Genomic DNA, 20,862 nt, shown 5'->3' with positions numbered 1-20,862 from the left:
CCTACCGCTAAATAGCAAAAAATAAGATTGAGCGAACCCAACCTTAAATTTTTTCACCATCTTCTTTTTCTTTCGCGATTTGTTCTTTAATTTTACGCTCTTCTTCTTCTTTACGCAAGCGTTCTGCTTCGATTCGACGACGAACCGCTTCACGCTTAGCTTCTGGATCTGGGTGAATCACCACGTTTCCTGATTCAATCTCTTCCAAGGCACGCAAGGTAGATTTTACTGATTGAAATTCTTGAGTAGGAGTTGCACCACTCTCTAACTCATGAGCTCGTTTGGCTTCAAGAATAACCAAAGAGTATTTTGACGGTACTTTATCCAACAATGTATCAATGGATGGTTTTAACATCATAATCTTTTTACCTAATTCCTATTCTAAATTATCGTACCACTTGAGTGGCTTTGGGAAGCATTTCTTGGTAGTGGCCAATCACCCGATCAACACGGAAATGTTCCGCCTCAATCACACGCTTGACCCGGTCTGCAGCTAAAGGCACTTGGTCATTGACGATGGCATAGTCATACTCCCGCATCAAGGCAATTTCTTCTTTGGCCTTTTCGATCCGCTGGGCAATCACTTCCGCACTATCCGTGCCACGTCCAACCAAACGATCTTGTAACTCATCTAAATCGGGAGGAGTCAAGAAAATGAAGACGGCATCTGGTACCTTTTTCTTTACCTGTAAGGCCCCTTGAACCTCAATCTCTAGAAATACATCAATCCCTTTGTCTAAGGTTTCATTTACATAGGTCAATGGAGTCCCATAATAATTACCTACATATTCAGCATATTCGAGCATTTGACCTTGACGAATCAATTCCTCAAACTCTTCACGTGTACGGAAGAAATAGTCTACCCCGTCCACTTCACCTGGACGTTGTGCACGCGTTGTCATCGATACTGAGTATTGAAACTGATTATCCGAGCTTTCAAAAATCTCACGTCTAACCGTACCTTTCCCAACACCTGAGGGCCCTGAGAAAACGATTAATAATCCTCGATCCGCCATTTTGTCTCCTTCGCTATCTTTCTATCTAGTGTAACAAAAATAGAAAGATTTTTCAACAGATTTTTCCTAGAGACAAGGCTTCCAACCCCTTCTAGACGAAATAATTATTTTCTTTTTTTATCATGGAACAAAATAAAAAATAGCCAACCAAGACCTTGTCGTCTTTGCTGACTATCTTTTTATCTTTTAGCAAGCTTTATTTTGCATAATCAATGGCACGTAATTCACGAATAACGGTTACCTTGATATTACCAGGATACTCCAAGTTGGACTCTATCTTCTCACGGATATCATGAGCTAAGATGGTCAACTTATCATCCTTCACTTCTTCAGGGCTTACCATAATTCGGATTTCACGACCTGCTTGCAAGGCAAAGCTAGTCTTGACTCCCTTAAAGCCATTTGCAATTTCTTCAAGATCTTGCAGGCGTTTGATATAGCTTTCAAGAGACTCGCTCCGGGCACCTGGACGAGCCGCACTTAAAGCATCCGCTGCTGCTACAATAACAGCAATGACACTTTCTGGTTCAACGTCTCCATGGTGACTGGCAATGGTATTAATAACAACAGGGTGCTCTTTGTATTTACGAGCCAACTCTGTTCCAATTTCTACGTGACTACCTTCTACCTCACGGTCGATGGCTTTTCCAATATCATGTAAGAAACCAGCTCGACGAGCCAAGGTAGCATTTTCACCAAGTTCACTCGCAATAATACCAGATAACTTAGCAACCTCAATCGAGTGACGCAAAACATTTTGACCATAAGAGGTTCTAAATTGCAAGCGTCCCATAATCTTCATCAAGTCAGGATGTAGATTTGGGGCCCCAATTTCATAAGCAGCTGCTTCACCGTATTCACGGATTCGTTGATCAATTTCCAAACGGTTCTTCTCTACCAACTCTTCAATACGAGCTGGATGAATTCGACCATCTTTCAAGAGACTTTCCATGGTCATCCGTGCGATTTCCCGACGAATCGGATCAAATCCTGACAAGGTGACTACTTCTGGTGTGTCGTCGATAATCACATCCACACCTGTCAAGCTTTCGAAGGTTCGGATATTTCGCCCTTCGCGACCAATAATCCGGCCCTTCATTCCATCATCTGGCAAATGAACCGTTGAGTTGGTCTGTTCTGCCACAAAATCCCCAGCCATCCGTTGCATGGCTTGAACCAGGATATCTTTTGCAACTTTATCTGAACGTTCTTTCACTTCCACTTCTGCTTCTCGAATTCGAGTCGCAATCTCTTTGGAGAGTCGTTCTTCTGTTTGCGTTAAGATAATATCACGTGCTTCTGACTGACTAAGAGAAGCAATTTTTTCTAATTCTTCTTCTTTTTTCTTTTCTAGCTCCTGTAATTGTTCTTCACGCGCATCAATGTGTTTAGTTCTATCTGAAAGACTTTGCTCTTTTTGTTCAAGAGTTTGTTCTTTGCTCGTAAGATTATCATCTTTGCGATCAAGATTATTTGAACGTTCCGCCAAGCGGGTCTCTAATTGTTTTAATTCTTGACGCTCTGATTTAAACTCAGCATCGACTTCTTCTCGATATTTTCTGGCTTCTTCCTTTGCCTCCAAAAGTGCTTCTTTTTTAAGTGAACTAGACTCGTGCTTGGCTTCTTTCAATATCAAATCAGCTTCGCGTTCTGCCTGTCCACGTAAATTCGTTGCTTCTTGTTCAGCATTTAAAAGAGTAAGTTCTGCAGCTTCTTTCGATGCTTTCATCTTCACTGAGATCCCTACATATCCAATGACTAAACCAATGATTGCGGCAAAAACAATTGCAATTCCAAATTCCATGTTTTTACCTCTAATCTAATGAATAGTTGAATTAAAAATTCTTTATCATTTTATCATATTTTCCAAAAATTAACAAACCAATTTTCGAGCGAAAACCAATCTATTTCTGCTATTATTTTAACGCTTCTTCCTTTGATACTTATGGAAAAACTCCCTAGAATACAAGTTTCTAGGCCCCATTTTAATAGCCACTTGTCTCCCTCCTCTCTTGTATTTTCTTCCACCGACAATTGTGCTATAATCAAGAAAAAAGAAATTGAGGAAGATACATGACGAAAGAAGTTATTGTGGAAAGTTTCGAACTAGATCACACTGCTGTAAAAGCCCCATACGTCCGCTTAATCGGAGAGGAATTCGGACCAAAAGGAGATGTCATCTCAAACTACGATATCCGCTTGGTTCAACCAAATGAAGACTCTATCCCGACTGCTGGCTTGCATACGATTGAACACCTATTAGCGATGTTAATCCGCAAGCGCATAGATGGAATGATTGATTGTTCGCCATTTGGATGTCGTACTGGATTTCACATGATTATGTGGGGACAGCACGATCCAAACACCATTGCACAAGTGATTAAATCTTCCTTGGAGGAAATTGCTGAAACGACTAGCTGGGAAGACGTTCCAGGAACAACGATTGAGTCTTGTGGAAACTATAAAGATCACAGCATCTTTTCTGCTAAAGAATGGTGTAAATTGATTCTCGAACAAGGTATTTCTGACGATCCATTCACACGCCATATCGTATAAAAAACAAAGGACTTCTCTTTCAAAGAGAAGTCTTAAAATGTTGTCAAAACAATTTTTTACAAAAAATAGTTAGATGATTTTTCGAAAAAATGATTTCTATTATGAGTCATTTAAGCGTAGCTAAAACTTTCCGCCGTGAGAAAAGTGCTAGAAACACGATTGTTTCTAGCACTCGGAATTATTGAGACCCTAGGCTCAATAATTAGTCATGGAACTTCTTCGAAGTTCGCTGACGTCCGTACTCACCTAAGAAAAGTTTTCAGAAGACGCTATCTTTAATCTTGGACTTCTCTTTCAAAGAGAAGTCTTTTTTAATTCTTAATAATCCAATGCATCGGAATGGCCTTTTCCGTTTCCGACAAAGTAGCCCGTTTTAGCATTGATACTAAACAAATACGTTCCATCTGGCTTGAAGAGGTTATAATAACCATTGCCATTGATAATATTCACGCGTTCCAAGATGTATTGATCCCCTACGATATGGCCACGTTCCCGAGCGATTTTCAGAATCTTCTCCAAGATACCAGGGTTAAAGGTCCATGCAGGATTGTTTACATCGTCAAGCGCTGCTTGGTTGTATGGCACCCGGCTCAAGTTTCGTTGAAGAGGCACACCAGTGCTTTGAAGACCGAAGCCAGAATAACCTGGATTCACTCCGCCTGTCGTGTTGCCTTCAGTAGCTGGGGTTGGAGTAGGAGCTGGACTGGTTACCGTTCCAGAAGAAGCTGCGCTTCCTCCCGCAGCACTGCCACCACCATCTGTCACAGGCGCTGGAGTCGCAACTTGCTGCGAGCGTCCTTGAGAAGCAGCATCCTTCAACAATTGATTCAATTGTGTATTAGATGTCGACACATCTGAAAAAACTGCATTACTCTTTACCTGCGCATTGGCATCGATGGCCCCATCCTTAATAACTGGGCTGGTAAACTGAGAGTTTACTGTTTGAATAGCAGAAACCTGCTTCACCAATTCATCGTATTTACTCTTTGCTGCATCGTATTCCTTGGTATCTTTCAATTTTTCTAAACTTACTTTCAGTTTTTCCAAATTACCAAAAGAATCATTTTTCAACTTCGTCTGCGTGTCATCTGTAAAGAAGGCTGCATACTGATCATTAAAGTCCTTCAGCAAAGCCTCTGTATTCGCACTCGTTGAGGCAGAAGAACTAGACGATTTCTTGCTAGATGAGCTGGTAGAAGAGACGACTGTCGTCTCCCCTTTAGACTGGTTTCGGATCCATTGATAAGACAACCAACTAGCTGTAGCAACTGCTGTCAGAGCTAAAACTGAAAACAAAATTGGTTTTACCCGGCTTTTTTTCGGTTCTTGAGGAATCTCAATTTCATCATCCACATATGGTTCTGTTGGCTCTGGACCAAACTTAATTTTTGCAGGAAGTTCCCCAGGAATTGGATCTGGAATACGAGTAGACGTACCTTCTTTTTGAGTTGTTTCAAACGGTGCTGCTTCTTTTACAGGTTCTTCGTTTGGAATTGGCTCCGTTCCTTCCACAGTGGCTGCTTCCTCTGCATCTGCCAGCATTTCCTTCTTCATGACGATTGTATCAAACTTGTGAGCTTCGATTTCGTCACGGTGCTGTTTGATGTATTTATCGAGGACATTGTCTGTTTCCTTGACTCCTGCTTCGATTTCTTCAGCTTTGCGATTTGCTTGACCAATCGTCATCTCTTTTGCGTCCTTAAAATCAAGAACGGACTCTGCCTCTTGGCCCAACTGCTGTTTATCTTCTTTTGTCATATGTTTCCTTTCTCACTAGTCGCTTGTCGACGTACCCGTTCCCCAAAGAACTGATACAAGTCAACCTTTAAGGTTCCGTTATATAATTTTCGTTTTTTATCCGCTTGTCGCCCAAATTTCTTTTCAAAATCTTCATCACTGGTCAAGATAAATTTACTCCAAGTCTTCAATGGTGCAAAAACCTCTCCCATTTCAGCGTACAATTTTGTCACTCCTGCATCATCGGATAAACGTTCACCATACGGTGGATTGGAGATGATGACCCCATTGATCTTATCCGAGCGCAAATCTTGAACCCGCATTTGCTTAAAGGTGATATCACTTGCAACACCTGCTTTTTGAGCATTTTCTTTGGCAATCTCAACCATCCGCGCATCGATATCCGTTCCCATGATGTCTAGGACAAGATCACGATTGATCTTTTTAGTGGCTTCTTTGCGCACTTCTTGAATCAGACGATCGTCAACCCAATTCCAATCTTCAAATGAGAAGGTCCGTCTCAAGCCCGGTGCTATCTGACGAGCCATCATCGCAGCCTCGATACAGAAGGTCCCTGATCCACAGGTCGGATCAACCAGGGGCTTATCTGGATACCAATTGGAAAGTTGAAGAATGGCTGCCGCCATATTTTCCTTGATAGGTGCCCCACCCTTTTCAGTCCGATAACCGCGCTTGAACAGGCTACTACCAGTGGTGTCGATTAAAATGGTCGCTTGGTCCTTCAAGATAGAAACTTCAATTTTAAATTCTGCTCCATTTTCGATCAATGGAACGCCTTCCGGACGAGCATAGTGTTGTTGCAACTTTTTAACAACTGCCTTTTTCGAAATCGCTTGTACACTCGGTTCGTTATGCAGTTTGGATTTAACACATTTTGCTTTGGAAATGGGAAAACGTGCTCCTAAAGGGAGATATTGGTCCCAATCCAAGGCAAAAACTCCTTGAAAGAGTTCTTCAAAGGTGCGGGCAGGAAAAGAGCCTACGACGATCTTGATTCGGTCAGCGGCACGCAACCAAAGATTGGTTTCGATGATCGCACGAACATCACCTTTGAAACGAACCCGTCCATTTTCCACTTGGCAATCGTAGCCCAGCTCTCGCAATTCACGCCCAACTACTGCTTCTAATCCAGCAGCAGCTGTTGCAATTAATTCAAATTGTTTTTTCATTTATTCCTCATTGTTTAAAAAAGGAGGTTGAGATTTCTCTCCCCCTCACCACCTATATGCAATTTTCTATAAGCCATGTTTTGTTCCAGAAATGACTAGGTACCATTTCCTTCGATAATCATCTGTCTACTGTTTCCAGTCAGAATGCTATGTTCGTTTCCATGCACTCCATGCCCCGACCAAAGTTTGGGTTGCTAGCTTGAGGGGTTTACCGCGTTCCACTTTTTAGGTTTCCCTAAAAACTACGTCACTGTGGCACTTTCAGAGCTAGTAGAACTTATCCTAAGACTTAGCCCGTTCGCTCGCCGTAACTTGAAGATCAAGTCCCTAGGCTTATGGATTCACCTAGCACAAACACTACAGGCATCACAGCCTGTGCTAGCATGGACTTTCCTCATGAGAGAAAGCTCTCACGCGATTATCCAAAAATTGCACGTTCATATTTAATGTCTTAAAAATCACGATCTACAACTTGTTTCCCGAAGACTTCTTTTTCTAGACGATTTAAGCGTTTCAAAATATCGAAGTTTGTCGTAGTAGTGACCTGAGGAAACTCATGCTTTGGAGCAGACTCAGGAACTGATGGACTCGGAGTTGCTTGGCTCGTCTTCTTAGCTAATTCTTCACGGAGCCGAGCATTTTCTTCTTTCAATTCCTTCACTAAGGCAGCATAGGTTTCATAGTCTTTGATGACATCATCCAAAAACTCATTTACCTCAACTTTACTAAATCCACGAACTTCTTTTTTGAAATCTTGATCAAAAATATCTTTCGCAGTAAAAATAATACTTGCCATCATTCTCTCCGTTCTAGTTAATCATAATCATTATATAAAAAATGAGGAGCAAAAATCAAGGTAAACCACTTATTTTTCGTAAATTTTTTCTGCTACTTCATTTAAGTCATCAAAGTTTAATCTTTTGACATGATACTGATCCTTTTCTAGCATCATTTTGTAAAGATATTTGAGATTTGTTTCATGTTCTGGATCGTAAAATAAATAGGCACCATCTGTATTTTCTAACAAAAACGTATTGTATTCTTTGAATTGACCTGGCTGGCTATAAGAGGGATAGGCATATTTGACAAAATTAACCTGTTTAAAGCGACTGAGGACTTCTTGATTGGCCTCATTCCAGTTCTCTCCTTGATTTTCAAACATAAAAATTGTGGCCAACTGTATCTCATATTCTTTTTTTAATTCCTGAGCAACCTCTAAAACCCAAGCTTCAAAACCTAAATTCCCTGTAAAAATCAACCACTTGACTCCCTCTTCCAAAAAACGGACTAAATCCCTACGAATCGCTTCTTTAATTATTGGAAGTCGGGGGTCCTTAGCTGTCAGAATTCCCAATTCAAATGCCTTATAACCTGTAATCAGTAAACTATTCATTATTTCCCCTTCCTTCTTCATTTTGTGATATAATAGAGTGATGTAATTGTACCAATAAGGAGAATGATGGTCAACTATCCTCACAAACTTAGCAAGAAATCTTCTTCGCCCATCCAGAGGAAGCAAAGTGTGAATTTTGCCAATCGAGGGATGACATTTGAAAAAATGATTAATGAGAGCAATCAGTACTACCTTTCTAGAGGGCTAGCGGTTATTCATAAAAAGCCGACACCCATCCAGATTGTAAAGGTGGACTATCCTCATCGCAGTCGGGCAAAGATTGTGGAAGCTTATTTTCGCCAGGCATCTACCACAGACTATTCTGGTGTTTATAAAGGACACTACATTGATTTTGAAGCAAAAGAGACCCAGCAAAAACAAGCCATGCCGATGAAAAACTTTCATCAGCACCAGATTGATCACATGGCTGCGGTCGTCCAACAGGGGGGAATTTGTTTTGTGCTCTTGCATTTTGCAAAGCTCAGTGAGACCTATCTACTGCCCGCTCCTTCCTTAATCGACTTTTACAACATCGATCACGGCAGTAAATCTATGCCATTGACCTATATACAGAAAAATGGTTATCGTATCGAGACAGATCGACTTCCAAGCGTCCCTTATCTCGATATTATCGAACAGAATCTACTAGGCGGTAATTAAATGAACAAACAAACAGTTATCCAGTGGTTAAAATATGCAGCGATTGCGGCTATTTCCTTATTTTTCCTTTTACTTATCCTGGCTGGATTGGTATTTGGATACTATGCCTCAAAAGCACCGACTCTTTCTGAGAAAGACCTCATTGCAACGACATCCAGTAAAATTTATGACAATCAAAACAATCTGATTGCCGACTTGGGTGCTGAGAAACGAATCAACGTAAAAACAAATGAAATCCCAACTGACTTGGTCAATGCGATTGTGGCGATTGAAGACCACCGCTTTTTCAACCACAGAGGGGTCGACTTTATTCGTATTGGAGGAGCCTTCTTCAGTAACCTCCGAGGAGGTCGCCAAGGGGGATCTACTCTTACACAGCAGTTGATCAAACTCACTTACTTCTCTACTTCATCGTCCGACCAAACCCTATCTCGGAAAATTCAAGAAGCTTGGCTTGCTACTCAATTAGAGCAAAAAGCAACCAAACAAGAGATTTTGACCTACTACATCAACAAAGTCTACATGTCTAACGGAAACTACGGAATGCAAACAGCTGCTCGTAGCTACTATGCAAAAGACTTGAAGGACCTTTCTCTGCCACAAGTGGCCCTATTGGCCGGAATGCCTCAAGCACCGAACCAATACGATCCTTATACCAATCCGGAAGCTGCTCTCCAACGCCGTAATCTGGTTCTTAAAGAAATGTTGGATATGAAGTCCATTACAAACGAGCAGTACGAAAGTGCCGTCAATACACCTGTTACCGATGGCTTGCAAAGTCTAACCGGCTCAAGCAACTATCCTGCTTATATGGATAACTACCTCAAAGAAGTCATCCAACAAGTCGAAGAAGAGACAGGCTACAATGTCTTGACAACTGGTATGGATGTCTACACCAACGTCGATACCGCAGCTCAAAAACGTCTGTGGGATATATACAACTCTGACGAATATGTCAATTATCCAGATAATGAGTTGCAAGTTGCTTCTACTATCATCGACGTGACAAACGGAAAAGTCATTGCTCAGTTGGGATCCCGTCATCAATCATCTAATGTATCCTTCGGTACCAACCAAGCTGTCGAAACGAACCGAGATTGGGGATCTACAATGAAACCTATCTCAGATTATGCTCCCGCAATTGAATATGAGGAGTATAACTCCACTGGAGTAACCATTCCTGATACACCTTACAACTTCCCTGGTACAAATACGCAAATTTATAACTGGGATAGACAGTACTACGGCAATATCAGCATGGTCTATGCTCTCCAACAATCCCGTAACGTTCCTGCGGTCCGGGCTCTTGAAAAAGTTGGTTTGAAGAAGGCTCAGAAATTCTTGAGCAGCATGGGGATTGATTATCCAGAAATGGTATATGCAAATGCCATCTCAAGTAATACCAGTGACTCTAGCAACAAATACGGGGCTAGCAGTGAGAAAATGGCCGCTGCTTATGCAACCTTCGCAAATGGCGGTACCTATTACAAGCCTCAATATGTGAATCGGGTTGTCTTTAGCGATGGTACAACGAAGAACTTTGAAACCTCTGGAACACGAGTGATGAAAGAAGCCACAGCTTACATGATGACAGATATGTTGAAATCAGTTATCACAGCTGGTACAGGATACAATGCAAATATCTCTGGTCTTTATCACGCTGGTAAAACAGGTACCTCTAACTATGCCGACAACGAATTAAAAAAACTGACCAAGGACTACAATTACTCAAGTATTGTGACACCTGATGAATTGTTTGTGGGGTACACCACGCAATATTCTATGGCTGTATGGACAGGATATACCAATCGCTTGACTCCAGTCCTAGATGATGGAATCAAAGTCGCGACGGATGTCTACAAACAAATGATGCTGTATTTGTATGAGCAAAACGGATCAGGTAGCGAAGACTGGACCCAACCAAGTGGCGTATACCGTAGCGGTTCCTACCTCTATCTCAATAATGGTAAGAACAACTACAATTACTACTATTATGAGCCAAGCTATACAGTTGAAGAAACGAGCGAATCAACAGAAGAAAGCTCAAGTTCATCTAGCTCAGAAGAGAATTCTGAACACACAGAATCATCTTCTAAAGAGAATGAGCAAAATCACTAATTAGACCACACTATATGAATAAAACACGATTGTTCTTAAACAATCGTGTTTTTTATGTATCTTATTTAGAAGCCAAAGCCCCCATTGGATCCCAAGGAGCTAGGACAATCGGTTCTGCCTCATAAGCAACCAATTCTTCTGCCGTCAACAGTTCCTTACGAACGACGATTTGGTAGGTGTATTCGTCCATCCAGGCGTCAGAAGCGACGAAGTAGCCATCTGTTCCGACTTTCTCTCCCCAAGAATTCTCAACCTTCCATTTGAGAGAACGTCCAGCTTCGTCCAGATCCACACCAGTCAAGACCATAGCATGGGTCATGAGACTTTCTGCATAATCCAAACGCCCTGCCTTATCTTGAGTCAGCTGGATATCCATTCCCGCTTCAAAGTCATAGACATCTGTTGCCAGGATTCCAGCTTTGCGGTTGCTAACTTGGCCGACATCTGATCCAAACCAAACAGTTTCCCCAGCTTTCATTTGGGCAATGGCCAATTCTTTCAAGCGCTCCATCGGAACGTTGAGGTAGCGGACTTCACGGCTACCGACCACATTCCCTAGCATCTCTACTGTGTAAGACTGGCCATAAGGCTTGTCTGCCGTAGGCGCATTGATAACAGAAACGTAGTCCTCCAACTGAAGATCCACATATTTTTTGTAAAAGCTTTGAGGTGTCAAGCCAGACTCTGTGTGGAAATTATTGTCCTTATCGCGATAAGAGAAACTAAATGTACGAGGGGGCAAGCCAAGTGACATGGCCAAGAAATTAAAGATTTCTTGGAGGAGTTCTTCTTTCTTGCTTTGAACCGTTGCTTGATCTGCTCCACTCGCAAGTAATTCGCGAAGGATCTGAGCATCTTGGCGCAATAATTTATTTAAGTAGGTATTGAGCTCTCGGCTATTGCTAGATGAGATGGATTCTGGATAGACAGACTTGGGTACGACCCCATATTTTTCAAAGAGGGAAACGACCATATCCCATTGACCACCATCTTGTTGAGGAGTTTGAAGGAGGAAGGCCACCTTGCGACTGGTTAAATCCTGATCCGCTGTCGCAATGATTTGTTCCAAGAACCAGTTGGATTTTTCGTACTTGTCCCAAAAGAAAGTGTGTGCTTGAGACAACTCAAAATCCTCTAATTGGAAGCTCGAAATCATTTTATGACGGAAGGTATTCAGAGCCGCAAACATCCAGCAACGACCAGAAGCTTTCTGGTCCGTCACCTTGTCCTTGGTTAAATCAAGAGAAAAGACGGGTGTGTTTTCTACTGCACTTTTGCGTGTCTCCAAAGCTGCATGAATCCCATTGTGGGTGATGGCATTTTCGATAGCCGCAAATTTCACATTTGCTTGGTAATTTGTATAAAGTTGATCTGTAAATTCTTGTGTTAATTCTGACATAAAATTCTCCTTTGTAAAGCTACTTACCATTATAGACCATTGTCTAAAATCTTCAAGTAAAAATTGTTTTAAAGGTCAGAAGAACGGATCGTGTAGATGATTTGATTTCCAACATAGCCTTTTCTAGCGACAGCATTTGGTATAGTTTCAAGATCATGCATTCCAGCTTTTGCCATTACCCGTCCCGAAGCAGGGTTCAAGCTGACATACTTGGCCTGAACTTCCTTGAATCCCACTTCTAGCAACAAAAAGCGTAAAACAGCCTGGAGGGCTTCTGTCATTAGACCTTGACCCCAAAACTTTTTCCCTAGAATATAGCCAACTTCACACATTTCTTTTTGCGAATCCTGAGAAACGACACTGATATCACCTATCACTTGTGCGGGATCATCTTTCTTACAAATCGCCCATTTGTAGGTATTTTCTCCTTGGTAATGAAGGAGCCACCTTTCGATCGAAGCCCGAGTTACTTGAGGATTTGGATGCGGATTCCAAGTCACATATTTAAGATTATCTGTATCAGATGCCCAATTTTCAAACATAGCTGTTGCATCCTCTACAACAAAGCGTCTTAGTAATAAACGGTTGGTCTCCAGTTCAATCGTACCTAATTTCCTCACCCTCTTTTCTCCTATTCTGTTTTAAAAAAGTCGGCTCAACCGACTTTTCTTTCCTATCAACGCCAGAAGGTATCAAATACCGTAATCGGTAGATGACGTTTGTGTTGGCCTTTGTGCCACCAATTTTCAATAGTTGCTTGAGCTTCTGGGCTAACTGATTTCCCTTCCAGGTAGTCATCAATTTCTGCATAGGTCACCCCAAGAGCTACTTCGTCAGCGATACCTGGCTTCTCCTCTTCCAAATCTGCAATCGGTACCTTCTCATACAAGGCTGGATCAGCTCCTAGCGCCTGAAGCAACTGCTTGCCTTGGCGCTTGTTGAGGCGGTATAGCGGAAGGATATCGGCTCCGCCATCGCCAAACTTGGTAAAGAATCCCGTGATATTTTCGGCCGCATGGTCGGTCCCAATGACGGCTCCGCTATAGGCTCCAGCTAAGGCATACTGAGCAATCATCCGGCTCCGTGCCTTGATATTGCCCTTATTAAAGTCTGAGACATCCGTTCCTGTCGCTTCGACAGCACGCTCCATGGCATCGACCGATTCCTTGATGTTCACGACTAGGCTCACATCTGGCTGGATGAAGGCTAAGGCCTTTTGGGCATCTGCTTCATCTGCTTGGACACCGTAGGGCAAGCGGACTGCAACAAACTGATAACTGGCATCTCCAGTCTCTGCCCGCATTTCCTCCATGGCCAATTGAGCCAGGCGACCCGCTAGGGTCGAGTCCTGTCCTCCCGAAATTCCTAAGACAAAGGTCTTCAGAAAGGGATATTTTTGCAAGTAGTCCTTCAAAAAATCAATCGACCGGCGAATCTCTTCTTGAGGATCAATAACCGGCTTGACCCCTAATTGGGCAATAATGTCTTCTTGTAGGCTCATTCTTCTTCACCTCCCAAGGCTTTCTGACGCATCTGATCAATCAGGTCCATCTTATCTTGCCATACATCCTTGGCTAAGTCCACTGGGTAATGTTGTGGATTGAGAACGCGTTTGTACTCATCCCAGAGCTTATCGAATTCCTTCCGAGCATAGGCTTGGATATCCATCAAAGCTGGCAATTCGTAGACTTGTTTTCCATCTTTGAAAATATCAACCAAGAGCGGGATTGCGTCAAAATCACGAACCGTCTTCTTGATATAGGTATAGGTCGGATGGAACATCTTGATTTCTGTCAGTTCATTGGCATCTACTCCATCGTAAGTGATGTAATCTCCTTCAGATTTGCCCTTTTCCCGACTGGTAATGCGCCAAACTTGCTTCTTCCCTGGAGTTGAGACCTTCTCAGCATTGTTAGACAGCTTGATGGTATTTCGCATTTGACCATTTTCGTCTTCGATAGCAACAATCTTATAGACTGCTCCGAGAGCTGGTTGGTCATAGGCTGTGATCAACTTAGTTCCGACACCCCAGACATCAATCTTAGCCTTTTGCATCTTCAAGTTGAGGATGGTGTTCTCATCCAAATCATTTGAAGCATAGATCTTCGCTTCTGTGAAACCAGCTTCATCCAACTGTTGGCGAACCTTTTTCGAGATGTAGGCAATATCTCCAGAGTCAATCCGCACTCCTAGGAAGTTGATACGATCGCCCATCTCACGCGCCACCTGAATCGCAGCTGGAACTCCGATGCGTAACGTATCATAGGTATCCACCAGGAAGACACAGTTGCGATGGGTCTCAGCATAGGCCTTGAAGGCTTGATAATCATCGCCATAGACCTGCACCAAGGCATGGGCATGTGTCCCAAGGACAGGGATGTCAAAGAGTTTTCCTGCACGTACGTTACTGGTTCCGCTAGCGCCTCCAATAACGGCTGCACGGGTTCCCCAAATAGCCGCATCCATTTCGTGCGCTCTACGAGTTCCGAACTCCATCAAAGGTTCGTCTTCGATCACAGCCTTGATCCGAGCGGCTTTTGTGGCAATCAAGGTTTGGAAATTGACAATATTGAGGAGGGCCGTTTCAACCAACTGACACTGGGCAAGCGGTCCTTCTACTTGGACAATCGGCTCATTGGCAAAGACCAGGTCCCCTTCTTTGGCAGAACGAACAGTCAATTCCATTTTAAAATTTTTCAAGTAATCCAGGAAGGCTCCTTCGTAGCCTAAGGATTCTAAGTAGGCAATATCCGACTCTGAAAAACGTAGATTCTTCAAATAGTTGACAATGCGCTCAAGACCTGCAAAGACGGCATAGCCATTTTTAAAAGGTTGCTGGCGGAAATAGGCTTCGAAGACCGCCTTTTTATTGTGGATGCCTTGCTCAAAGTAAACCTGCATCATATTGATTTGATACAAATCAGTATGGAGAGTTAAACTATCATCTGGGTACATGTTTGATCCCTCTTCTTTTTTCTTACGTCATGGCACCAGTCACGCTCTGTCAACTGGCACAGTCCAAAATAATTTTAAACACATTATAGCACATTTTAAGCAGGACCACATGACTTTAATCCGGGCTAAGCCTCATTTTTATCGTAAAAAAGAAGGGATCTTCGCCTCTTTCCATCAGACGAACATCCCTTTCTTCTTTCTTATTCTTCGTGTTCAGTAATATATTTATAAGCTTCTTGACCGGCGACAGCGCCATCCCCAACAGCTGTAGTGACCTGACGAAGATCTTTTTGGCGGACATCTCCAACCGCAAAGACACCCGGCACGGAGGTCTTCATATGATCATCAGTGATCACCCAACCTTGATCGTCTAGAATACCGAGGTCTTTGGCAAAGTCACTGACAGGATCCAAGCCTACATAGATGAAGACACCACCTGCTAGTTGCTCACGGACTTGACCAGTTTGAACATCTTTTAAAAGCAGACTGGTCACACGGTTGTCCCCTTTGATTTCTTCAACCACTGTATTCCAAGCAAAGTGAATCTTTTCATTGGCAAAAGCCCGATCTTGAAGAACTTTTTGGGCACGTAGGGCATCGCGTCGGTGAACGATGGTAACAGACTTAGCAAACTGAGTCAGGAAAATTGCCTCTTCAACCGCTGAATCTCCTCCACCAACGACCATAAGGTCTTCATCTCGGAAGAAGGCTCCATCACAGACGGCACAATAAGAAACCCCACGACTATTCAATTCTTCTTCACCTGGAACTCCCAATAAACGATGGTTGGAACCTGTCGCAATAATAACGGTCTTAGCTTGTAGGAGACCATCATCTGTCGTAATTTCCTTGTAGCTTCCTTGATCAACAATGTTTTCGGCTCTGCCAAACAAGTGTTCCACTCCTAAAGCTTCTAGAGGTTCGAACATCTTTTCAGCCAATTCAGGACCACTGATGTTGGCATAGCCTGGATAATTTTCAATGTCAGACGTGTTGTTCATCTGTCCGCCAGGAATTCCTGCTTCTAACAAGGCAACCTTGAGATTGCTGCGGGCTGCATACAAGGCTGCGGTCATTCCCGCAGGTCCTGCGCCGATAATCAGTGTATCATACATAAGCTTCTCCTTTTGTTGTAACTATCTTGATTCTAACTCCAATTCAATCATTTTGCAATTATCTTGCTCGAAGAATAAACAGAACTCCAATGACTGCAAAGGTAAGGACTGGAATTATCATAATATCAATTAATAAAATATCATAGAGGTGTAACTGGCGTTCCTTAGCTGTTTTATCCGTCTTACGAGCTGCTCGCAAGCCTATCCAAATAGCTGAAGCAACCAACACCCCAATTGAAGTGATGATTAGGCTCTCGATATAGAGAGATAGCAATTGGTTTAACATAAGATCTCCTTAGTATCCAAGATTGGAATGAGGGGACGAGATGCCGATTCGTTTCGTTCACTATTAAATCAACTTGAAACTTCTATCTATGCGGAAAAATGAACTACATATAATCCTCTTTTCCTGAGGCACCTACTCAAAGAAAAATCCGAGTCTGAAACATCGCGTTCCAGACTCGAGCTCTTATATATTATATCAAACAAATGTTCGTTTGTAACTAGCAAAGAATTCTTTTGTCCGCTCTTCTTTAGGAGATTTCATAATCTCTTCTGGAGTGCCAGATTCAATAATTTTCCCCTTGTCGAGGAACAAGACCTTGTCTGCCACCTGGGAAACAAAGCTCATATCATGGCTAACCAAAATCATGGTTTGACCTGCCTGAGCTGCTGCTGCGATGGCTTTTTCTACCTCTCCGACCAATTCCGGATCGAGGGCTGAGGTTGGCTCATCCAATAAGAGGACTTCCGGCTTCATGGCTAGGGCTCGCGCCAAGGCTACCCGTTGCTTCTGCCCTCCGGACAAATGACGAGGATAATGGGTTTCGCGGTCCGACAGACCGACTTTTGCGAGTTCTTCTTTGGCAATCTTGGTCGCTTCCTGGTCGGGTAAGCCTTTGACGACGATTAGTCCTTCCTTGACATTATCCAAAGCAGTCTTGCGACTGAAAAGATTAAACTGTTGAAAGACCATAGCTAGTTTTCTTCGAAGGGTCAGGATCTCGTCCTTGCTGATAGTTTCAAAGTCCACCTTCTCCCCATTGATATCAATACTGCCACTATCTGGGGCTTCCAAATAGTTCAAGCTTCTCAAGAAGGTTGATTTCCCAGCTCCAGAAGAACCGATCAAGGCAACAACTTCCCCTTTTTGGACTTCCAAATCGAGATGGTCTAGGACCACTTGACCGGAAAAAGATTTTGATAATTGTGAAATCCGAATCATGCTGCTCGTTCCTCCTCTTGCAAGGTTTGGGTAACAACTTTTGGATCTTTGATAGCGAGTACTTGTTCGATCCAGCGACCCAATTGTTCAATCAAAATATTAATGGCCCAGTAAATCAATGAAACAGAGATAAAGCGCTCAAAGTAGCGGCTGTCATTCCCCGACATAATCTTGGCTTGGGCAAAAATTTCCAAAACTCCAGCATAGAAGGCCAGAGAAGTTCCCTTGGTCAAACCAATCAAAGAGTTGATCAAGGTCGGTGTTGCAACCACGGCTGCATTTGGAATAATAATTCGACGATAAACTTGGGCATTGGTCATGCCGAGACTCTTCGCCGCTTCGATTTCACCCGCATCAACAGATAAAATCGCTGCCCGAATGGTCTCACTGGCATAGGCTGCCTCATTGAAGGCAAAGGCTACAATGACAAATAAATGGGCTGGCACATCGTTGATATTAAAGGCTGTCCCATATTGTTGGTTAATGGCCTTCAACAAGAGCGGGATTCCATAGTAGGTCAGCATCAACTGGACCAAAATTGGTGTTCCTCTTAAAAAACTCACAAACAAGGCTTGGACAGGGTAGAGGATTTTTACCCGATTGATTTTGACAATGGCAAACAATAGGGCTAGCAATAAACCAAAAAAGGCTCCTGCCAAGGTTAACAAAATCGTATTTGGAAGCTCTTTTAAAATTCCGGGAATAGCTTCAAAAACGACGCGTAGATTAAAGATTTCTCCTTCTGGTATCCATTTTAAAAACTCTTCGTACCAGCCGGATGCCAGATAAGTAGTTGTAAACATCTTCGTTACTTCCTCCCTCGATAATGAATCATTCTATCATATTTACAGTTAAAATGCTGAGTTTTGCTACTGATTGTTCGTAAATCATGCTCAATGTATCATGCAATAGCAAGCAACAATCTCCTCTAATAGTAAAAAATAGACTATCTATAGATAGTCTATCACAAAATAAATCAGTGACCAAATAGTTAATTTTTATGGAAATCTTTAAATTTCTTTATCACTAAAAGGTTTGGCGTTTAGCCTTTCTTTCTGCCCGACCGCGAGCGCGGTTCTCAGCTCGCTTGGCTTTCCGACGTTTCTCGTCCACGGCCCATTTGATTTTTTTCTTGTAGCCTGGTTTGATTTTTTTCTTTTTCTTCTTGACCAAGCCAATCATCTCAATATCGAGTTTTTCTTGGCGTTTTTCACGATTAGCCCGACGATCCCGGTCATAGGTATCCTCGATAGCCCCACCCTTCAAGACCTTAGGTACAAATTGAATCCCCAATTTTTCAAGCTCCCGAATGTCTGAGTCATCACTCGGTTGATAGAGGGTAATAGCTGTACCAGGAAGGCCATTCCGACCAGTCCGGCCAACGCGGTGGACAAAGAAGGACAAATCTTGTGGAATGGCATCGTTGATGACATGACTGACCCCTTCAATATCAATACCACGCGCTGCCAAATCTGTCGCAACGATATATTCAAAATCCAGGTTTTTGACTTGGTTCATAATCCGCTTACGCTCCCGTGGAGGAACCCCTCCATGGATTTTAGCGACTTTAAGGCCCTTTTCTACCAAATAAGCATGCAAGTCATCTGCTCTGTCCTTGGTGTTCACAAAAATCATAGCCAGATAAGGTTGAAGAGCCTGGGTTAGTTGATAGACTTGCTCATTCTTATCGCGCCCTTTTGTCGATACCAACCAGTTATCAATGGTGTCCGAGATCACCGTTTTGGTTTTGATCTGCTCCATGACAGGGTTGGATAGGTATTTCTTCAAGAAAGGTTGCAACTTTTGCGGAATCGTAGCAGAGAAGACCAAGAATTGGAGTTGTTTGGGAAGACTGGATGCAATCTTATCTACCGTCGTCAAAAAGCCCATATCGAGAGTCATATCAGCCTCATCGACCACAAAGGTATGGGCCTTATGAATGGCTAAATCTCCAGAGGCAACCAAATCATAGATGCGTCCTGGTGTCCCAATCACGATATGCGGTTGAGCCACTTGGAGCTTATCAATCTGACGAGCCTTATCAGTTCCGCCAACATAGTTAGCAATCCGAATTTCCTTTTCACAGTGGCTAGCAATCTGACGAGCCGCTTGGTAAATCTGTGTGGCCAACTCCCGACTAGGCGCTGTAATCACCACTTCGACATGGCTACTATCCTCATTTAAGGTTTGAAAAATTGGCAAGAGGAAGGTATGAGTCTTCCCTGATCCTGTTTTGGATTCACCGACCAAATCTCGACCTGCTAAAACAATCGGGATGAGTTTTTCTTGAACTTCTGTCGCTTCGATAAAATTAATCTCTTTTAAGGCCTCTTGGATATAGTCCTTAAACTTAAAATCTGTAAATTTCATTCTCTTATCCTTTCATCATCTCTACTATTATATCAGAAAAGTCCTCTTCCCGCTCTTCTTTTGGACAGCAATTCCTAGCCAGCGAAAAAGGTTGAGATAGCATCCCAACCTTTTATAATTCATGACTTATGAATTGGTCAAAAAGTAGATCAAGAGAGTCAAGGCACTCATTCCTGCACCGACGCTCCAAAGAAAGGCATCGACCTTCCACTCAGACCATTTAGGTCCATTCCCAGACAAACCACCCAATTCTAGATGGTGATGGAAAGGCGTCATGCGGAAGATCCGGCGCCCTTCTCCTGTCCGTTTCTTGGTCCATTTGAAATAGGACACTTGGAGCATGACCGAGCTAGTCTCAAAGACGTAGACAATCCCAATCAAGAGCAAGGTCCACTCTACGTGGAGAGCCATGGATAGAGTCGCAAGCATCCCACCTAGGGCTAGGCTTCCAACATCTCCCATGAAAATCTTGGCCGGCTTATGGTTGTAGACGAAGAAACCTAATAGAGCTCCAATCATACTAATGGTCACAAAGAGGATATCGATTCGTCTTTGCCAAACAGCGATGATGGAATAAGCGATTAAACTGATCGTCACCGAAATGCTTGCCAACCCATCAATCCCGTCCGTCAAGTTGACAGCATTTGAAAAACCAACCAACCAGAACAAGGCAAAAACAATGTAGAAATGCCCCAAATAAAGATCCCAACCAAAGACATTGAGAAGACTACCAGCTCCATGGCGTTCAGAAAAGAGATAGAAAATGATTCCTCCCACCAATTGCAAGGCTAATTTTTGCTTAGGATTCAATCCTTCATTGATCTTACGGAAAACTTTTAAGAAGTCATCCAAGAAACCGACGATTCCGTACAAGACCAAAATAAAGAGAATCAATTGAACAGGTCGCGTAAAGTTCCCAGTTAAAAAGCTAAAAACCAGGGTGACAAAGACAGAAGTGATCAAGAAGACCACTCCACCCATGGTAGGAGTGCCCGCCTTGGCTTGGTGTTGCTTCACATCTTCGTGCATTTGTTGCCCTGAAATATGGGCTCGTTGATAGAAACGGATGAAGGCCGGAATGCCAATAACCGTCAGTATAAATGATACTACTAGGGTAGCAAGTAACAT

Annotated in this window: 20 protein-coding genes and 1 other RNA gene; 3 read left to right on the top strand and 18 right to left on the bottom strand. The window is 42.9% G+C overall.

Translation table 11 applies throughout. The annotated features are described in order from the left end of the window. Positions 1-43: 43 nt before the first annotated feature. The 3 genes from rpoZ to ABT997_RS08585 all read right to left on the bottom strand — a co-directional run bounded on the left by rpoZ (position 44) and on the right by ABT997_RS08585 (position 2,820). The gene (gene rpoZ, locus ABT997_RS08595) at positions 44-358 is read right to left on the bottom strand and encodes a DNA-directed RNA polymerase subunit omega (RefSeq protein WP_006596845.1); all 315 of its coding nucleotides are present in this window, start codon (positions 356-358) and stop codon (positions 44-46) included. A gap of 28 nt (positions 359-386) precedes the next feature. Then, positions 387-1,016, bottom strand: coding sequence for a guanylate kinase (gene gmk / locus ABT997_RS08590; RefSeq protein WP_272083906.1), 630 nt, complete (start codon positions 1,014-1,016; stop codon positions 387-389). Between the two features lie 196 nt (positions 1,017-1,212). Further along, positions 1,213-2,820: a ribonuclease Y gene (locus tag ABT997_RS08585; RefSeq protein WP_272083904.1), complete on the bottom strand. Its 1,608-nt coding sequence runs from the start codon at positions 2,818-2,820 to the stop codon at positions 1,213-1,215. A gap of 269 nt (positions 2,821-3,089) precedes the next feature. On the opposite strand from ABT997_RS08585, the gene ABT997_RS08580 reads away from it, so the two are divergent. After that, positions 3,090-3,572, top strand: a complete 483-nt coding sequence (locus ABT997_RS08580) for an S-ribosylhomocysteine lyase (protein WP_350019155.1) — start codon at positions 3,090-3,092, stop codon at positions 3,570-3,572. 318 nt (positions 3,573-3,890) lie between these two features. Here the strand turns inward: ABT997_RS08580 and ABT997_RS08575 are convergent, their stop codons facing one another. The 5 genes from ABT997_RS08575 to ABT997_RS08555 all read right to left on the bottom strand — a co-directional run bounded on the left by ABT997_RS08575 (position 3,891) and on the right by ABT997_RS08555 (position 7,892). Then, positions 3,891-5,330: a cell division site-positioning protein MapZ family protein gene (locus tag ABT997_RS08575; RefSeq protein ID WP_272083900.1), complete on the bottom strand. Its 1,440-nt coding sequence runs from the start codon at positions 5,328-5,330 to the stop codon at positions 3,891-3,893. Beyond that, the gene (locus ABT997_RS08570) at positions 5,327-6,499 is read right to left on the bottom strand and encodes a THUMP domain-containing class I SAM-dependent RNA methyltransferase (RefSeq protein ID WP_350019154.1); all 1,173 of its coding nucleotides are present in this window, start codon (positions 6,497-6,499) and stop codon (positions 5,327-5,329) included. Before ABT997_RS08570 ends, ABT997_RS08575 begins: the two co-directional genes overlap by 4 nt. A gap of 64 nt (positions 6,500-6,563) precedes the next feature. Beyond that, an RNA gene (gene rnpB, locus ABT997_RS08565) (RNase P RNA component class B) lies at positions 6,564-6,929 on the bottom strand. 21 nt (positions 6,930-6,950) lie between these two features. Next, positions 6,951-7,295 carry a cell division regulator GpsB gene (gene gpsB / locus ABT997_RS08560; protein WP_006597079.1) on the bottom strand — a complete coding sequence of 115 codons (345 nt, stop codon included), beginning with the start codon at positions 7,293-7,295 and terminating at the stop codon, positions 6,951-6,953. A gap of 69 nt (positions 7,296-7,364) precedes the next feature. Next, positions 7,365-7,892: an SLOG family protein gene (locus ABT997_RS08555; RefSeq protein ID WP_006597078.1), complete on the bottom strand. Its 528-nt coding sequence runs from the start codon at positions 7,890-7,892 to the stop codon at positions 7,365-7,367. A 66-nt stretch (positions 7,893-7,958) separates the two neighbouring features. Here ABT997_RS08555 and recU point away from each other — a divergent pair, with 66 nt between their 5' ends. Further along, positions 7,959-8,552 (top strand): Holliday junction resolvase RecU, encoded by a 594-nt coding sequence (gene recU, locus ABT997_RS08550; RefSeq protein WP_006597083.1) that lies wholly within the window; start codon positions 7,959-7,961, stop codon positions 8,550-8,552. Further along, positions 8,553-10,670 (top strand): penicillin-binding protein PBP1A, encoded by a 2,118-nt coding sequence (gene pbp1a, locus ABT997_RS08545; protein ID WP_350019153.1) that lies wholly within the window; start codon positions 8,553-8,555, stop codon positions 10,668-10,670. A gap of 61 nt (positions 10,671-10,731) precedes the next feature. On the opposite strand, the gene pepC is transcribed toward pbp1a, so the two are convergent. The 10 genes from pepC to mraY all read right to left on the bottom strand — a co-directional run bounded on the left by pepC (position 10,732) and on the right by mraY (position 20,862). Next, positions 10,732-12,069, bottom strand: coding sequence for an aminopeptidase C (gene pepC / locus ABT997_RS08540; RefSeq protein WP_223355644.1), 1,338 nt, complete (start codon positions 12,067-12,069; stop codon positions 10,732-10,734). 68 nt (positions 12,070-12,137) lie between these two features. Then, complete coding sequence (locus tag ABT997_RS08535) at positions 12,138-12,689, bottom strand: GNAT family N-acetyltransferase (RefSeq protein ID WP_223355643.1); 552 nt, start codon at positions 12,687-12,689, stop codon at positions 12,138-12,140. A gap of 56 nt (positions 12,690-12,745) precedes the next feature. Further along, entirely contained in the window at positions 12,746-13,570 is an 825-nt protein-coding gene (gene nadE / locus ABT997_RS08530) for an NAD(+) synthase (RefSeq protein WP_223355642.1), read from the bottom strand. Continuing rightward, positions 13,567-15,024: a nicotinate phosphoribosyltransferase gene (locus tag ABT997_RS08525; protein WP_350019152.1), complete on the bottom strand. Its 1,458-nt coding sequence runs from the start codon at positions 15,022-15,024 to the stop codon at positions 13,567-13,569. The genes nadE and ABT997_RS08525 overlap by 4 nt, the downstream gene beginning before the upstream one ends. A gap of 200 nt (positions 15,025-15,224) precedes the next feature. After that, the gene (gene trxB / locus ABT997_RS08520) at positions 15,225-16,139 is read right to left on the bottom strand and encodes a thioredoxin-disulfide reductase (RefSeq protein ID WP_350019151.1); all 915 of its coding nucleotides are present in this window, start codon (positions 16,137-16,139) and stop codon (positions 15,225-15,227) included. A 58-nt stretch (positions 16,140-16,197) separates the two neighbouring features. Beyond that, complete coding sequence (locus ABT997_RS08515) at positions 16,198-16,425, bottom strand: DUF4059 family protein (RefSeq protein ID WP_350019150.1); 228 nt, start codon at positions 16,423-16,425, stop codon at positions 16,198-16,200. 195 nt (positions 16,426-16,620) lie between these two features. After that, positions 16,621-17,364 (bottom strand): amino acid ABC transporter ATP-binding protein, encoded by a 744-nt coding sequence (locus ABT997_RS08510; RefSeq protein ID WP_195214373.1) that lies wholly within the window; start codon positions 17,362-17,364, stop codon positions 16,621-16,623. Beyond that, a complete protein-coding gene (locus ABT997_RS08505) occupies positions 17,361-18,167 on the bottom strand; it encodes an amino acid ABC transporter permease (RefSeq protein ID WP_350019149.1) in 807 nt (268 codons plus the stop codon). Before ABT997_RS08505 ends, ABT997_RS08510 begins: the two co-directional genes overlap by 4 nt. Positions 18,168-18,390: 223 nt before the next feature. After that, on the bottom strand, positions 18,391-19,734 hold the full coding sequence (locus ABT997_RS08500; protein ID WP_350019148.1) for a DEAD/DEAH box helicase: 1,344 nt from the start codon (positions 19,732-19,734) through the stop codon (positions 18,391-18,393). A 126-nt stretch (positions 19,735-19,860) separates the two neighbouring features. Next, positions 19,861-20,862 carry a phospho-N-acetylmuramoyl-pentapeptide-transferase gene (mraY, locus tag ABT997_RS08495; RefSeq protein ID WP_070464892.1) on the bottom strand — a complete coding sequence of 334 codons (1,002 nt, stop codon included), beginning with the start codon at positions 20,860-20,862 and terminating at the stop codon, positions 19,861-19,863.

It is taken from the genome of Streptococcus australis (assembly GCF_040226615.1).
Classification (GTDB): domain Bacteria; phylum Bacillota; class Bacilli; order Lactobacillales; family Streptococcaceae; genus Streptococcus; species Streptococcus australis_E.
This window is presented reverse-complemented; position numbering and strand designations above follow the sequence as displayed.

What these genes read in the sequence shown, in the direction of transcription:
- ABT997_RS08505 (WP_350019149.1), bottom strand. Translation starts at nt 18,167, where the DNA reads ATGTTTACAACTACTTATCTGGCATCCGGCTGGTACGAAGAGTTTTTA.
- rpoZ (WP_006596845.1), bottom strand. Translation starts at nt 358, where the DNA reads ATGATGTTAAAACCATCCATTGATACATTGTTGGATAAAGTACCGTCA.
- nadE (WP_223355642.1), bottom strand. Translation starts at nt 13,570, where the DNA reads ATGAGCCTACAAGAAGACATTATTGCCCAATTAGGGGTCAAGCCGGTT.
- recU (WP_006597083.1), top strand. Translation starts at nt 7,959, where the DNA reads ATGGTCAACTATCCTCACAAACTTAGCAAGAAATCTTCTTCGCCCATC.
- ABT997_RS08575 (WP_272083900.1), bottom strand. Translation starts at nt 5,330, where the DNA reads ATGACAAAAGAAGATAAACAGCAGTTGGGCCAAGAGGCAGAGTCCGTT.
- mraY (WP_070464892.1), bottom strand. Translation starts at nt 20,862, where the DNA reads ATGTTACTTGCTACCCTAGTAGTATCATTTATACTGACGGTTATTGGC.
- ABT997_RS08555 (WP_006597078.1), bottom strand. Translation starts at nt 7,892, where the DNA reads ATGAATAGTTTACTGATTACAGGTTATAAGGCATTTGAATTGGGAATT.
- ABT997_RS08585 (WP_272083904.1), bottom strand. Translation starts at nt 2,820, where the DNA reads ATGGAATTTGGAATTGCAATTGTTTTTGCCGCAATCATTGGTTTAGTC.
- ABT997_RS08500 (WP_350019148.1), bottom strand. Translation starts at nt 19,734, where the DNA reads ATGAAATTTACAGATTTTAAGTTTAAGGACTATATCCAAGAGGCCTTA.
- pbp1a (WP_350019153.1), top strand. Translation starts at nt 8,553, where the DNA reads ATGAACAAACAAACAGTTATCCAGTGGTTAAAATATGCAGCGATTGCG.
- ABT997_RS08525 (WP_350019152.1), bottom strand. Translation starts at nt 15,024, where the DNA reads ATGTACCCAGATGATAGTTTAACTCTCCATACTGATTTGTATCAAATC.
- ABT997_RS08510 (WP_195214373.1), bottom strand. Translation starts at nt 17,364, where the DNA reads ATGATTCGGATTTCACAATTATCAAAATCTTTTTCCGGTCAAGTGGTC.
- ABT997_RS08515 (WP_350019150.1), bottom strand. Translation starts at nt 16,425, where the DNA reads ATGTTAAACCAATTGCTATCTCTCTATATCGAGAGCCTAATCATCACT.
- gpsB (WP_006597079.1), bottom strand. Translation starts at nt 7,295, where the DNA reads ATGGCAAGTATTATTTTTACTGCGAAAGATATTTTTGATCAAGATTTC.
- ABT997_RS08570 (WP_350019154.1), bottom strand. Translation starts at nt 6,499, where the DNA reads ATGAAAAAACAATTTGAATTAATTGCAACAGCTGCTGCTGGATTAGAA.
- trxB (WP_350019151.1), bottom strand. Translation starts at nt 16,139, where the DNA reads ATGTATGATACACTGATTATCGGCGCAGGACCTGCGGGAATGACCGCA.
- pepC (WP_223355644.1), bottom strand. Translation starts at nt 12,069, where the DNA reads ATGTCAGAATTAACACAAGAATTTACAGATCAACTTTATACAAATTAC.
- gmk (WP_272083906.1), bottom strand. Translation starts at nt 1,016, where the DNA reads ATGGCGGATCGAGGATTATTAATCGTTTTCTCAGGGCCCTCAGGTGTT.
- ABT997_RS08580 (WP_350019155.1), top strand. Translation starts at nt 3,090, where the DNA reads ATGACGAAAGAAGTTATTGTGGAAAGTTTCGAACTAGATCACACTGCT.